This is a genomic window from Ruoffia tabacinasalis (genome assembly GCF_005864045.1).
GTDB classification, from domain to species: Bacteria; Bacillota; Bacilli; order Lactobacillales; family Aerococcaceae; genus Ruoffia; species Ruoffia tabacinasalis.
Window position 1 is genome coordinate 1 of sequence record NZ_VBSP01000055.1, and the last position, 14,581, is coordinate 14,581.

Annotated in this window: 11 protein-coding genes and 1 pseudogene; 7 read left to right on the plus strand and 5 right to left on the minus strand. The window is 36.2% G+C overall.

Translation table 11 applies throughout. From position 1 onward, the window contains the following. Window positions 1-417 precede the first annotated feature (417 nt). The 5 genes from FEZ33_RS10725 (at window position 418) to ftsY (ending at window position 8,493) form a co-directional block, all read left to right on the plus strand. Window positions 418-2,199 carry an oligopeptide ABC transporter substrate-binding protein gene (locus FEZ33_RS10725; protein ID WP_138405379.1) on the plus strand — a complete coding sequence of 594 codons (1,782 nt, stop codon included), beginning with the start codon at window positions 418-420 and terminating at the stop codon, window positions 2,197-2,199. 156 nt (window positions 2,200-2,355) lie between these two features. Then, window positions 2,356-3,054 (plus strand): ribonuclease III, encoded by a 699-nt coding sequence (gene rnc, locus FEZ33_RS10730; protein ID WP_138405380.1) that lies wholly within the window; start codon window positions 2,356-2,358, stop codon window positions 3,052-3,054. Beyond that, window positions 3,054-6,617, plus strand: coding sequence for a chromosome segregation protein SMC (gene smc, locus FEZ33_RS10735; RefSeq protein WP_138405381.1), 3,564 nt, complete (start codon window positions 3,054-3,056; stop codon window positions 6,615-6,617). The genes rnc and smc overlap by 1 nt, the downstream gene beginning before the upstream one ends. 11 nt (window positions 6,618-6,628) lie before the next feature. After that, on the plus strand, window positions 6,629-7,429 hold the full coding sequence (locus tag FEZ33_RS10740; RefSeq protein ID WP_138405382.1) for a Cof-type HAD-IIB family hydrolase: 801 nt from the start codon (window positions 6,629-6,631) through the stop codon (window positions 7,427-7,429). A gap of 38 nt (window positions 7,430-7,467) precedes the next feature. Beyond that, complete coding sequence (gene ftsY, locus FEZ33_RS10745; protein ID WP_138405383.1) at window positions 7,468-8,493, plus strand: signal recognition particle-docking protein FtsY; 1,026 nt, start codon at window positions 7,468-7,470, stop codon at window positions 8,491-8,493. 62 nt (window positions 8,494-8,555) lie between these two features. Here the strand turns inward: ftsY and FEZ33_RS10750 are convergent, their stop codons facing one another. From FEZ33_RS10750 to FEZ33_RS10765, 4 genes are read right to left on the minus strand one after another with little or no spacing between them, the layout of a single operon-like run. Further along, entirely contained in the window at window positions 8,556-9,416 is an 861-nt protein-coding gene (locus tag FEZ33_RS10750) for a metal ABC transporter permease (RefSeq protein WP_235888829.1), read from the minus strand. Continuing rightward, window positions 9,413-10,294 (minus strand): metal ABC transporter permease, encoded by an 882-nt coding sequence (locus FEZ33_RS10755; RefSeq protein ID WP_138405384.1) that lies wholly within the window; start codon window positions 10,292-10,294, stop codon window positions 9,413-9,415. Before FEZ33_RS10755 ends, FEZ33_RS10750 begins: the two co-directional genes overlap by 4 nt. Beyond that, entirely contained in the window at window positions 10,287-11,072 is a 786-nt protein-coding gene (locus tag FEZ33_RS10760; RefSeq protein ID WP_138405385.1) for a metal ABC transporter ATP-binding protein, read from the minus strand. The genes FEZ33_RS10755 and FEZ33_RS10760 overlap by 8 nt, the downstream gene beginning before the upstream one ends. Window positions 11,073-11,097: 25 nt before the next feature. Beyond that, a complete protein-coding gene (locus FEZ33_RS10765; RefSeq protein ID WP_138405386.1) occupies window positions 11,098-12,030 on the minus strand; it encodes a metal ABC transporter solute-binding protein, Zn/Mn family in 933 nt (310 codons plus the stop codon). Window positions 12,031-12,189: 159 nt separating this feature from the next. Here FEZ33_RS10765 and ylxM point away from each other — a divergent pair, with 159 nt between their 5' ends. Continuing rightward, the gene (ylxM, locus tag FEZ33_RS10770) at window positions 12,190-12,888 is read left to right on the plus strand and encodes a YlxM family DNA-binding protein (RefSeq protein ID WP_171031383.1); all 699 of its coding nucleotides are present in this window, start codon (window positions 12,190-12,192) and stop codon (window positions 12,886-12,888) included. A 19-nt stretch (window positions 12,889-12,907) separates the two neighbouring features. Continuing rightward, window positions 12,908-14,395 carry a signal recognition particle protein gene (gene ffh, locus FEZ33_RS10775; protein ID WP_138405388.1) on the plus strand — a complete coding sequence of 496 codons (1,488 nt, stop codon included), beginning with the start codon at window positions 12,908-12,910 and terminating at the stop codon, window positions 14,393-14,395. A 68-nt stretch (window positions 14,396-14,463) separates the two neighbouring features. Here the strand turns inward: ffh and FEZ33_RS10780 are convergent. Further along, window positions 14,464-14,581 (minus strand): annotated as a pseudogene (locus tag FEZ33_RS10780) (IS30 family transposase); the annotation flags it as partial.

The window sequence follows — 14,581 nt, forward strand, 5'->3', positions numbered from 1 at the left end:
GGTAAGATGTGTGTATGGATTCATAGCTTTCTCCTTCTAATAGTTGGTTGGTACATCTATTTTATAGGAAAACTATGGATCTTTTTTTATTTTATTATTGTTGTTGCACTTAAATTGTAAATTCGTCACGAATATAATAATGATAAAATAAGCTTTAACATTAATTTATCATCATCAAGTTATTAGATTTAAAAAATATTTTTATTTATAAAACCATATAAAGCGCTACCGAGAAATTCAAAGAACAATATAATATAATATTTAAAAATTATAAAACGCTTTTAAAGACTATCCTGAAGCGATTTATGGGTTTTTATCTAATAAAATTAAAATAAAATTAAAAAAAACTTGATAATCTAATCTAAAACAGTTAATATATTATATATAGATAAGAATTACTAATTGGAGGTTAGTTTTATGAAAAAATCTTTTAAAAAGTCATTTGCACTAGCAACAACGGCGCTTACTTTATCAACTGTATTTGCAGCTCCAGCTGCTAACCTAGTTCACGCACAAGAAGAAGGCGAAGGAGATGTTTTAGATTTCTCTCCTACTGCTGAAAACGAAGGTGAACCCATCGAAGGTGGAACTTTACGTTACGCCTTAGTATCTGATACAACTTTCGCAGGTGTTTTAAATAACATGTTATATCAAGGACAACCAGACTCATCAATTATTAGTTTTGTTAACCCTGGTTTATATGGATACGATGAAAACTTTGCAATTGATAACTCAGGTTTCGCTGATGTAGAGTTTGATCAAGAAAACAAACAAGTGACAATTACAATTCCAGAAGGAACAACTTGGCATGATGGTGAAGAAGTCACAATTGATGATGTTATCTTCCCTTATTATGTTATCGGTAACCCAGAATATACGGGTATCCGTTACGGAACTGACTTCCAAAACGTTGTAGGTATGGAAGAATATCACAACGGAGATGCTGAAGAGATTTCAGGATTAGAGCTTGTGGATGACTACACATTGACAATAACATATCACAACTTTAATAACTCATTATTACAAGCTGGTGGGGGGGTTTCTAGTTATATCGAACCTGAACACTTATTAGGTGAAGTTCCAGTAGCTGAATTAGAAGATAGTGAATATGTACGTACGAATCCTGTTGGATTTGGTCCATTCCAAATCGAATCGATTACACCAGGTGAGTCAGTAACATTCTCTGCTTTTGATGATTACTATGATGGTCGTCCTAACATTGATGAAGTTATTCTTGAAGTTGTTAACCCAACAACAATTGTTTCAGAATTAAAAGCTGGTAACTATGATATCGCATCATTACCAGCAGACCAATATGATACATATTCAGATGCAACTAACTTCCAAAGTGTAGGATTCTTAGAGAACGCACTTACATACATTGGGTTTAAATTAGGAACTTGGGATGCTGAAAATAGCGTAGTCGTACCAGATTCAGAACGAGTAACAATGAATAAAGCGTTACGTCAAGCGATGGCTTATGCAGTAGATAATAATGCTATCGCAACTAATTTTTATTCAGGTATTCGTCAAGCAGCAAATACTTTAATTACACCTAATTTCACGGATTATCATAATGCAGACCAAGAAGGATATACTTATGATCCTGAACAAGCAAAACAAATATTGGCTGATGCTGGTTTCGTAGATAACGATGGAGACGGCTTTGTTGAAGATCCAGATGGTGAAGCATTCACATTAGGATTTGCGTCAATGTCAGGTGGAGAAACGGCTGAGCCAATTGCACAATATTACATGCAAGCATGGGGTGAGGTCGGAATCGACGTTCAATTAGTTGATGGACAACTAATGGAATTTAATTCATTCTATGAGCGTCTAGGAGCTGATGATCCAGCTATCGATGTTTACCAAGCTGCATTTGGAGTAGGTGGAGATCCTAACCCAACTGGATTATGGGGTCCAAATACAGAATTCAATAGAACACGTTGGGCAACTGATGAGCATAATGAATTGCTTAAAGCAATCGAGTCGGATGATTCATTTGATGAAGAATTCCGCCAACAAGCATTTTATGATTGGCAAGCATACTTTATGGAGGAAATCCCTGCCTTCCCTACATTATTCCGTTATACATTAACAGCAGTGAATAACCGTGTAAGTAATTGGGATACTTCAATCGGATCAGACTTAAAATGGTCAGATATCTACCTGTTAGCTGAAGAGCCAATTGCTGAATAATTATTAAGCCAATAAATTTAATTCCTTTCTGATTAGAACCTCTTCGGAGGTTCTTTTTTACGTCTATGATGGTATACACTAAGCTTTCATGATAGAATAAGTGTTGCATTGTAAGCTACCAACATTGGTAGAAAGAGAGTAAAGTAGGAGGATGCTATGAGTTTATTAATTAAACATTTAGAAAATATATTAGGCATTAACATAGAAGATGAAGCGTTATTTAAACGTGCTTTTATGCATAAATCTTATGTCAATGAACAAAAACATAACTTGTTAGAGTCGAATGAACGCTTAGAATTTCTTGGCGATGCGGTCTTAGAAATTATTGTGAGTGATTACTTATATAATTTTTATCCCGAAGAACCAGAAGGAACATTGTCTCGGACTCGTGCGCAATTAGTTCGCGAACCAAGTTTAGCCCTGTTAGCAAGAAAGAACGAATTTCATAAGTATATTCAATTAGGAAAAGGTGAGTCTGCGAGCGGTGGGAATAATCGAGATTCAATTTTAGCGGATTGTTTTGAAGCCTTTCTAGGTGCAACGTATTTGGAACAAGGTATAGAAGTTGTGACTAACTTTTTGAACAAGCAATTGTTATCAAATCACCAAGATATTCTTAAGCAAGTGAATTTAGATTACAAGACACTTTTCCAAGAAAAAGCTCAAACACATGGAACAGTCTTAATTGAATACCGCTTAATTTCTAAAAAAGGACCCGATCATAATCAAATATTTGAGATGGGCTTATTTGTAGATGACAAATTAATTAGCCGAGGCAAAGGGAACAGTAAAAAACAAGCTGAAATTCAAGCAGCGAAAATTGCTTACCTACATATAATTGGAGAGGTTTCATAATGTATCTTAGTAGAGTAGAGATGACAGGCTTTAAGTCATTCGCTGACAAAACAGTTATTGAATTTAATGAAGGAATGACCGCTGTCGTAGGTCCTAACGGAAGTGGTAAAAGTAATCTTTCGGAAGCGATTAGATGGGTATTAGGCGAGCAATCAGCTAAAAGTTTACGTGGGAATCGAATGGAAGATGTTATCTTTAATGGAACACAAGCGCGTAAGCCAGTGAATATTGCAAAAGTGACTTTAGTTTTAAACAACGAGGATCGATATTTGGATTATGATTTTAGTGAAATCAGTATTACTCGCAGTTATAATCGAAATGGTGATAGTCAATACTTAATAAACAATGAGCAAGTTAGATTAAGAGACATTGTAGATTTACTTCTAGACTCAGGCTTAGGAAAGAATAGTTTTTCAATTATTTCCCAAGGGCAAGTTGAGCAAATATTTTTAAGTAAGCCTGAAGAACGACGAACGATATTTGAAGAAGCTGCAGGTGTTCAAAAGTACCAATACCGTAAGACTGAAGCTGAGAGACGCTTAGATAAATCGAGTGATAACTTAAGCCGGGTTAAAGACATTATTCATGAACTCGAATTACAATTGAATCCTTTAAGAAAACAAAGAGAGACGGCGCTTCTTTATACGAGTAAGAAAGAAGAATTAAAAGAGCTAGAAGTTTCTCTATACACCCAACAAATCGAAGATTATCAAACAGGGTGGGAAGAACTTGAGGAACAATTAAAGAATATCGATGTAACCATAAATAATTTAATCACCCAAAATGAAACACTTAGTAACGAGATTGATGCATCTAAAAACAAACAAAATCAATTAATCAATGCGATTGATCAAAATTCAGATACATATCAAAAGTTAACGTCTCAAATTGAAAAATTAAGAGCGCAACAACAGATGATTGAAAAAGATATTCAATATAGTGAAACAGAACAAGCAGATAAAGCCAATATTTATGAAGAACAAGTGGCTGAAAAGAAAAGACTTGACCAAGACATCATGGAATATACAAAGCAATTACAAACCTTTGAGACAGATTTGAAAGCATTAATGGCAGAATTAAAAGAAGTCAATAAAGATATCCAAATATCTCAAGGATTGAATGCGAACCAACAAGACGAATTACGTAATGAAATGTTGGAGTATTATCAACTAGAAGCCAAGTCAAACAATGAAATTCAACAGCAGAAAGCAGTCTTAGAAAGACAAAGAGCACGTAAAGACCAGGCTGCTGAGAAAATGAATAGTACTAGCCAAGAGCTTAAAAAGCTTGAAGTAGAAGCAATAGAAGCTGAAGAAGAACTAGAGGCATTCACAGGTAGCCAAAGTGAACAAAGAACCTTGTTACAAGAATTAACAGAGAATAACGAAAAACTCTCAAATCAACGAGATGAGTTAAGACAATTGCTCTTTAACCAAGAAAGACAAACTCAAACCATTGAAACCCGTTTAAATTCACTGAAACAAATGCATGATAATTATACGGGCTACTATGCTGGCGTGCGTGCGGTTATGCAACAAGCGCAACGCTTAAATGGTATCGAGGGAACGGTTGCGGATTTATTAAATGTAAAAGAAACGTATCAATTAGCAATCGATACAGCTTTAGGTGGATCGATGCAACACATCGTTGTAGCAAATGACCAAGCGGCACGTGAAGCAGTGAATTACTTAAAGCAACAAAGAGCTGGGCGAGCAACCTTCTTACCACGGCCTAACATTAAACCGCGTCAAATTCAAAGTTTCAAACTTTTCCAAGCGCAAGAAATGCAAGGCTTTATCGCCGTTGCTTCCGAATTAGTCAGTTATGATGCGCAGAACGAAAACATCGTTCAAAACTTATTAGGAAATACAATCGTTGCTCAAACTTTAGTTGATGCACAAAACATTGCGCGAGCCTTAGGTCATTCAGTGAAGATTGTAACACTGGAAGGTGATGTGTTAATGCCTGGTGGATCACTCACCGGGGGTCAACAAAAGCAAAGGCAACAATCGATGCTCTCACGCCAAAATGAAATAAAACAAGCAAGCGAAGCCTATGAGACACATAGAGAACAGCTTAAGAATATTGAACAAGATTGGGAGAAAGTATCATCTGAATTAGCACATAATGACCAACAACTGAAAGAACAGCGCCAACAAGTGAACCAAACAGAAGGCATCTATCAGCGTTTATTCCAAACGAGTCAAAACGCTAAACAAGCATACAAACAAGCAAATAATCAAATGATTATATTAAAAGACTCCATTCGTGAATTCGATGAAGAGCTTGATGAAGCGAGAAATACAATCGAACAAGCGGAACAAAATCTTGTGAAAGCAAAATCTTCAATTGAAGAATTAAATCGGATATTAGAACAACATAACCTAGATGAAGACGCCCGTCAGAAGAAATTAGCTGAGTTAGAAGAATTTAGACAGGACAAATCAACGAAAAAAGCGGTTATGGACGTTGAGATTAAACAATTAAAACAAACTTTATCAGATTTAAAGAATCAATATGAGGTAGTTAATAATTGGATTACAAATTATGAGTCGAGTAAGACATTTGGACTGTCGTCGATTGAAGAGCTCCAAGAAAAACTGGAGGAAACTTTAGACGACATTGCTAAATTAGAAAAAGAAAGCGAAAGTCTACAAAAACAAATTCAAGCCGACCGTCAAAATCGCCAAGATTTAAGTGAAACGATTAATGAAAAAGAAAGTTTACTCAATAAATCTCAAGCAAAGAGTCAACGTAGTTTCCAAACACAAGCAAAACTACAAGCCCAGATTGAAAAAAATCAAGCCTTAATTGATAATCATTTGAATCATTTAAATCAAGAATATCAATTGACCTTCGAGATGGCAAAGAAAATTGCTAAACCGATTGAATCAACAGCTGAAATCAATAAAGTAGTTAAAGAATTACGTCAGTTCATCAATAAATTAGGACCGATTAATCTTCAAGCAATTGAAGACTATGATGAGTTAAATGAACGTTATGAGTTATTAGTGGAACAAGAAGAAGATTTATTAACAGCTATGGGGCAACTGAAAGATACAATGGATGAGATGGATGTTGAGGTTACTCGACGATTTAGCGCAACATACAAACTCATTAATGAGAAATTCCAACAAACTTTCCGAAGATTATTTGGTGGAGGTGAAGCCTCACTCGAGTTGACGAACCCCAAAGATGTCCTAACAACAGGTGTAGACATCGTTGCGCAACCACCCGGTAAGAAGAAACAAAATCTGGCCTTATTATCTGGTGGGGAACGTGCGCTAACAGCCATAGCCTTGTTATTCGCTATTCTGGAAGTAAAACTTGTACCATTTGTTATATTGGATGAGGTAGAGGCAGCTTTAGATGATGCGAACGTGTACCGCTACGGAGAATACATTAAAGAATTTAGAGAACAAACTCAATTCATCGTCATTACACATAGAAAAGGAACGATGGAGAGTGCGGACCGGCTATACGGTGTTACGATGGAACGATCAGGTATTTCGAAATTAGCCTCAGTAAAATTAAGTGAAGCGGAAGAAGCTTTATCAGAATAAAGGAGTTATCAATGATAAAATTAATTGCTATAGATTTAGATGGAACGTTACTTAGAACAGATAAATCTTTATCAGAAGAGAACATCAATGCTATACACTACGCCCAGTCAAAAGATATTAAAGTCGTTTTATGTACAGGGAGACCATACTTAGCGATGAAAGACTTTGCCGAGAATATTGGTTTCGATGGCGACGATGAATATTTAGTCGTATTTAACGGAAGCCAAGTGATTAAAGCGAACACTGGAGAAGTTGTCGTTAATGATGTTGTTGAAACGAGCGATTTAGAGCGTTGGTATGAAGAAACGGAACGTTTAAATTTACCATTAAATCCCATTGATTCTGAATGGGTGTATGATCCAATTGAATATCCAGATGGGAAAGAGTCAACTTATACAACGCCAGCACCAAGAAAAACTGTTAGATATCATGACTTTGAAGCAGATCATACATTTAACAAGTTTGTTATTTGTACAGTTGAAGATTACTTAAATGAGCAACTACCTAAAATCAATAAAGACTTATTGGAAGAATATCAAACTGTCTTATCACATCCTTATCAATTAGAAATTGGTAAGATCAATGTTAATAAAGGGAATGCGTTAAAGAAATTAGGTAAACAATTAAATATCAAACCGGAAGAAATGATGACCATTGGTGACCAAAATAATGATCAGACGATGATTGATATGGCTGGTTACGGGGTAGCGATGGGCAATGCTGTTCAAGAGATAAAAGACAGTGCTTCATATATCACAGATACAAATGATAATGACGGTGTTGCGAAAGCAATCTATCATTTTATTAAGTAATAGAAGTGTTATAATATAAGCAAATAAGGAGTGAGATTATGGGTATTTTTGATCGTATAAAACGTGCTTTTACCGGTGAAGACCAGGTTGTTAAAGAAGAACTGAAAGAAAAAGACACCGAGATTGTTTTTGATAAGTATGACAAGGGTATGGAAAAGACACGTAAAAACTTTTCTGAAAGAATTGCGGACTTGTTTACAAGTTTCAGAGAAATTGATGAGGATTTCTATGAAGATTTAGAAGAAGCCTTTATTGGTGCAGATGTTGGTTTCAATATGACAATTGCCTTAACGGATGCTATTCGTGATGCGATTGAAGAAGAGAATGTGAGTCGTCCTGAGGATGTTAAGCGCGTTGTTCTAGAACAAATGGTGAACATTTATGAGAAGAATGAAACGGGAACGGTCGCAATTAAAGAAAATCCTGATGGGCCCACTGTCATTCTATTTGTAGGAGTAAATGGTGTTGGTAAGACAACTTCTGTAGGTAAAATTGGTTATAACTTAAAACAAGAAGGCAAAAAAGTTATTATGGCCGCTGGAGATACTTTCCGTGCAGGTGCCATTGAACAGTTAAATGTGTGGGGAGAGCGATTAGATATTCCAGTCGTGACTGGAAAAGCCAATAGCGATCCAGCTTCAGTCGTGTTTGATGCAGTGAAACGAGCGAATGAAGAGAATTACGATTACTTACTCGTAGATACTGCCGGAAGATTACAAACTAAAGCGAACTTAATGGAAGAGTTAGCCAAAATGAAACGAATCATTGAACGTGAGAATCCAAATGGTGTTCAAGAAGTGTTCTTAGTATTGGATGCGACGACAGGTCAAAATGCACTCATTCAAGCGAAACAATTCAATGAAGCAACTGAAATTACTGGTTTAGTTTTAACAAAATTAGATGGAACGGCTAAAGGTGGGGTTGTTCTTTCGATTCGTTATGATTTAGATATCCCGGTTAAATATATTGGATTAGGTGAGCAAGCCACTGACTTACAACAATTTGATCCTGAACAATATATGTATAATTTAGTTCGTGATGTGATTGAAGATAAGCAAGCTTAATAAAATATCCGTGAGGTCAAAAATCGACTTCACGGATATTTTTGTTTTCTATTATATAGTTATTAAAGTGCCAATTTCTGATGTCTGAGTTTAGGAAGAATAATATTTGTTCCTAAAAATACGAGTAAAAAGACTACAAATCCAGTGACAGCAACCATACTTGATATCGAAGTATCGAGATAAATCCCAATGTAATAACCAAGGACGGAATTAAGTACGGTAATAAAAGCTGAACCGATTAATAAAGTGCTAAATTTATTCGTAAAACATCTAGCGGTCATCCCAGGCGCTGCCATTAAGGCGATGACTAGAATAGACCCAACACTTTCAAAAGAAGTGACTGCCGTCAGAGAAACTAAAGTCATCAATACTAAGTCGAGTGCAGCAACATTAATTCCAATAGTTCGAGCAAAGGTTTCATCAAACAAACGAATCTTCAATGGATTATAGAAAATAAAGATAAAAGCCAAATTAATGAATAAAATAATCAAACCAATAAAGAATGCCTGTGGCATTTGAATTGAAAATATTTCAACTTGGCGTAATGGTGCCAGTTCGACTTGACCTAAAAGGACCATATCAATGTCTAAATGCACATTTGTATAATATTTGGAGATGATAATAACGGCAATTGAGAATAGTAAGGGGAACACCAAACCAATCGCTGCGTCGTTTTTCATTCGACCGGTCTTTGTCAATAAGTCAATTAAGATAACAGTAATGACACCGAACAAGGTTGCACCGATAATTAAATAGGGCGAAGACAAATCTTCCGTAAAGTAAAATGCAATCACAATCCCTAATAAAATGGTATGTGATATGGCGTCGGCTACCATTAAACTCGAACGCATCAACAATAGAGAACCCAATAGACTACAAGCTAAAGCAACAACAATTAAAATTAATAAAATTTGAATCATCATGACACTACACCTCTTTTACGTAAAACATAAGAGCCTAGCAAGCCTTTAGGCCCGATGAAGACAGATACTAAAGCGATACCTGACAATACAACTACAATGGTTGGTCCTGTCGCCAAATCAGAAATATTTGTACTAAGTAAAGTCCCCATAAAACCAGCAAATAAGCCAAAAAAGCCTGATAAAAAGATAGTTTTAGGATAGTTATTTGTCCATTGCATTGCCCCAACGACGGGAGCGACTAACATGCTACTAATTAACTTTGTCCCAACAGCTTGTAAACCAATGACAATGGCTAATAAACTTAACGTTAATAAGATATAATTGATAAATTTCGTATTAATGGCAATGGTTTCAGCAAAAGTTTTATCGAACAAATATATTTTAATCTTTGGATAATAAAGCCAAAATATAAGGGCGATGATAACAGCAACAATCAAAATAACATTCACATCAAATTGCGTTAAAAAAGCGGCTTGTCCCATAATATAATTATTCAAACCAGAGAAATTCACTGATTGGAATTTGGGATTCGTTTGTACAATTTGGTAAAGCATTAAACCTAAGCTGAAAAAGGACGAAAGTACAAGTGCCAGGACACTTTCATAAGCAAAATGGCTATATTTGTGAATCCAGTTAATTAGAACATAGGCTATATAACCAACAACAATGGCACCTAATAGTAACACGAGAGAATTTCTCGTTTGAAATAACATAAAAGCAATAATTACTCCAGGGTATACTGAATGCCCAATCGCATCACCCAATTGACTTTGGCCTTCTAAGACAATCGTAGTACCGATAATACCTGATGCGAAGCCGAGTGCCATGGTTCCAAGTGCGACAACCCAGAAGAAATAATCAAAAGAGATATCAAACATGTTGATCAGCTCCTAGAATATGTAAGCCCGCTTGATTTGAACTCGGTTCAACATTATTTTGCTGAGACTGATTTAAATAAGCTTTATCAATATTTTCTCGCGTAAATACATCTACCGTTGGACCTGTTGCGATAACCTCTTTATTGAGGAACAACACATAATCAAAATTATCAGGCACTGAATTTAAGTCATGGTGAACAGTCAAACTAGTCTTTCCTGCGTCCTGAAATTCTTTTAATTGCGCCATAATAATGGCTTCAGATTTCATGTCGACACCAGCAAGCGGCTCATCAAAAAAATACAAATCAGCGTCTTGTGCAATGGCACGTGCAATAAAGACTCTTTGTTTTTGACCTCCAGATAATTGACTGATTTGACGATTCGAAAGATCAGTGAGTTCCATTGCTTCGAGTGCTTGAGAAACAACAATTTTTTGCTCTTCACTCACAGATTGAAAGCCCCAACGATTTGAGCTCACTCCCATCGTCACAACGTCTTTGACAGTTGTTGGGAAATGCCAGTTAACTTCTGAAGTCTGAGGGACATAAGCGATTTTAGAGCGTGCTTGTTTCAATGTAAGGTCATTGAAAAAGCTTAGCTTATGTTGTTTAGCGGGTATTAAATTAAGAATGGCCTTTATAAAAGTTGATTTACCAGCACCATTCGGGCCGATGATAGCCATGCGAACATTTTCCGGAACTTGTAATGTAATATTGTTTAGGGCAAGAGTTTGTTGATATCTCACCGATAAGTTTTCGATCGTAATAATTGAATTCATATGAATCACTCCTTTTAAATTATAATTAACGAATTAAATGATCAACGATTAATGACACATTATGTTGATACATCTCAATGTAATTATCGTTCGACTGACCAGTTGCAGCTAAAGAGTCTGAGAACAATTCTTGACCTTCACCACCCACAACGACAACCTCTGCATCCTGTTGGTTGACTCCTTCTTGAAGCTTTTCCATCGCTTGCGGGTTAGACGTTGTATCTAAGAATATGGCTGGCACATCGTTGTCGACAATAAACTTAACCGTTTTAATGATTGCGTCATTAGAGACTTCAGATTCAGTACTGATTCCTTGAGGAGCATATACTGTGAAGTCATAAGCCTGGGCAAAGTATGCAAAGGCATCGTGTGGAGTTACGAGAATGCGTTGTTCCACAGGTAATTCTGCAACTTTTTCATGGATCCATTGATTTAAAGCATCTAATTCTTCTATATATCTTTCTGTATTTTCATTTACTAATTTTTTATACTCAGGGTAAATTTCAACTAAAGCTTGTTGAGTTGTTAGAACAGATTGTTTATATAAATCTATATCGAACCAATAATGCGGATCGACTTCTTGAGAATCCTCAGAAATTGAGATTAGCTGGTCATTATTAAACTCCGCTGTCACAGATCTTGTATGTGGCAGTGCATCTAAAACTTCTGCCATCTGTGCCTCAAAATGCAAACCATGAAATAACACGAGGTCAGATTCAGTAATGTCTTTTAAATTTCTAGCCGTTGCTGTATACGTATGCGGGTCACCACCAGCAGGGACAATTGAAACAACCTCAAACGTTTCTGGGGCGAGTTGTTCTACAATATCAACTAAAAAAGTCGTTGTGACTGTAATTTCTTCTTTATCTGCTTGAGCATGACCGATGGGCGTTACATAAGTGAATAACAAAATGATGACCATAAATAGAGTCATGATGTATTTAATATATTTTTTCATTTCAAACCTCCAAACACTAATTTTTAGGCGTGCCTAAGTGTTAATTGAATTATAATGTTAGGCGTGCCTAAAGTCAACCGAAAAGTTTAAATAAATTTGAGGCTAAAGGGAAAACATGGTAAAATTAGGATTGGAAAAAAAATCATTGGGGTGATGTCAATGTCACAGAGTCGCGAGGACTATGTAAAGTTTATATATGAACATGCAGGAGATGAATCCATCTCTAATAAAACAATCGCTGAGGGATTAGAGGTTTCTCCAGCCTCCGTGAGTGAAATGATTAATAAATTGGCTAAAAAAGGCCTAGTAATTAACGAACGCTACCGCGGTAGTGCATTAACACCAAAAGGTCATCTAATGGCTCAAGAAATGGTGAGAAAACACGAAATATGGGAATATTTCTTACAAAATAGGTTAGGATACACGAAAGAAGAAGTACACGAATTTGCTGAAGTATTGGAGCATGTAACACCCAAGGATTTAGCGGATCGATTAGCTATTTATATTGAGTATCCTGAAGAACAGGTGAATAGAATGTCGTTAGAAAAAACGATTTATATTGGTCAATTGTTCTCATTTTATAAAGCTCTGTTGACAGAGAAACAACAAGATATGTTGTCATTTTATTATGAAGAAGACTTATCTTTAAGTGAAATCGCCGAACATTTCGATATTAGTCGTCAAGGCGTTCATGATAATATTAAGCGTGGAGAGAAATCCTTGCTAGAATATGAAAAAACACTCCGTTTAAATGAGAAACGTGAAGAACGTATGCAATTATTAAATACATTGAGTGAGTTATTAACATACAAAGAAGCTCATTCAGTCATAGAAAAATTAATTCAAATAGAAGATTAAGAAATAGAGGGGTAATAATATGGCTTTTGAAGGACTTTCAGAGCGCCTACAAGGTGCGATTAGCCAGGTTAGTTCGGGAGGGACAATCACCGAAGCCGACCTGAAACAAATGATGCGTGAGATAAGACTTGCTTTACTTGAGGCCGATGTTAACTTTCAAGTAGTAAAAACATTCGTTAAGAGTGTGAATGAAAGAGCATTAGGTTCCGATGTATTAAAATCATTATCTCCAGCGCAACAAGTTTTAAAAATTGTTGATGAAGAATTAACAGCCTTAATGGGTGGGGAACTCGTTCCATTAAACTTCTCAGCGCAACCACCAACAGTTATTATGATGGCTGGTTTACAAGGTGCTGGTAAGACGACAACGGTAGGTAAATTAGCTAAATATATTTCTGAAAAAGAAAATAAAAAGCGCCCATTATTAGTTGCTGCCGACGTTTACCGTCCAGCAGCGATTGAACAATTACAAACCATTGGTCAACAATTAGGTTTTGGTGTTTATAGTGAAGGAACAGATGCGGATCCAGTAAGAATTGCTGAAGCAGCATTAAACCAAGCAAGACTACAAGGGAACGAAGTCGTTATCATTGATACGGCGGGTCGTTTACACGTCAACGAAGAATTAATGGCTGAATTACGTAATATTAAAGCAGTCGCAAATCCGCAAGAGATTTTACTAACTGTTGATGCTATGACCGGACAAGATGCGGTAAACGTTGCGCAATCTTTCAATGAGTCACTTGATATAACAGGGGTTGTCATTACAAAACTCGATGGTGATACTCGTGGTGGAGCGGCACTATCGATTCGTTCAATTACCGATAAACCTATTAAATTTACAGGTCAAGGTGAGAAATTAGACGCCTTAGAACCATTCTATCCAGACCGTATGTCGAGTCGTATCCTAGGTATGGGGGATATGATGACGCTGATTGAGAAAGCGCAACAAGATTTTGATGAAGACGAAGCTCAGAAAATGGCCGACAAAATCAAAGATGCTTCCTTTGACTTTAATGATTTCATTGCTCAAATGGATCAAGTAAACAAAATGGGTTCAATCAAAGATATCATCAAGATGATTCCAGGTTTGAATAAATTACCAGGTGTAGAAGACTTCGATGTATCTGAAAAAGATATGGCGCGTGTCAAAGCAATTGTGATGTCAATGACACCTCAAGAGCGTACAAATCCAGATATTATCTCACAAAGTCGACGTAAAAGAATTGCTGCCGGTGCGGGGCAAGAGCTTGAAGCCGTGAACCAATTAATTAAGCAATTCAACCAAACACGTCAAATGATGAGTTCAGCTTCGAATGGTAAGATGGGTAATATGAAGAAAATGATGAATCAGATGAAACAAAATGGTGGTGGAGGCATGCCAAATATGCCAGGAATGCCACAAATGAACGATTCTGACTTTATGTCACCTGAACAAAAAGAGAAACAACAAAAAGAAAAAGAATTACAACGTCGCTTGAAAAAAATGAAGAAAAAACGTCGTTAATTTCTAAATAAAGCAAAAGTTCACTTAAAGATAGTGAACTTTTGCTATTTTATTTAAATTTTGATTTGTCAAATTAAGCTAGACAAAACAGCTTCATCTAAGTAACTCAAAAATACTTCCAACGGTGTTTGGTAGTGCAAGGATTTCCGTGGAATCGTGTTCCGTTTGTGTGCAATCGATGACACA

Bases quoted from the DNA above. Each gene is read 5' to 3' on its own strand.
- FEZ33_RS10725 (WP_138405379.1), top strand. From the start codon at position 418: ATGAAAAAATCTTTTAAAAAGTCATTTGCACTAGCAACAACGGCGCTT.
- rnc (WP_138405380.1), top strand. From the start codon at position 2,356: ATGAGTTTATTAATTAAACATTTAGAAAATATATTAGGCATTAACATA.
- smc (WP_138405381.1), top strand. From the start codon at position 3,054: ATGTATCTTAGTAGAGTAGAGATGACAGGCTTTAAGTCATTCGCTGAC.
- FEZ33_RS10740 (WP_138405382.1), top strand. From the start codon at position 6,629: ATGATAAAATTAATTGCTATAGATTTAGATGGAACGTTACTTAGAACA.
- ftsY (WP_138405383.1), top strand. From the start codon at position 7,468: ATGGGTATTTTTGATCGTATAAAACGTGCTTTTACCGGTGAAGACCAG.
- FEZ33_RS10750 (WP_235888829.1), bottom strand. From the start codon at position 9,416: ATGATGATTCAAATTTTATTAATTTTAATTGTTGTTGCTTTAGCTTGT.
- FEZ33_RS10755 (WP_138405384.1), bottom strand. From the start codon at position 10,294: ATGTTTGATATCTCTTTTGATTATTTCTTCTGGGTTGTCGCACTTGGA.
- FEZ33_RS10760 (WP_138405385.1), bottom strand. From the start codon at position 11,072: ATGAATTCAATTATTACGATCGAAAACTTATCGGTGAGATATCAACAA.
- FEZ33_RS10765 (WP_138405386.1), bottom strand. From the start codon at position 12,030: ATGAAAAAATATATTAAATACATCATGACTCTATTTATGGTCATCATT.
- ylxM (WP_171031383.1), top strand. From the start codon at position 12,190: ATGTCACAGAGTCGCGAGGACTATGTAAAGTTTATATATGAACATGCA.
- ffh (WP_138405388.1), top strand. From the start codon at position 12,908: ATGGCTTTTGAAGGACTTTCAGAGCGCCTACAAGGTGCGATTAGCCAG.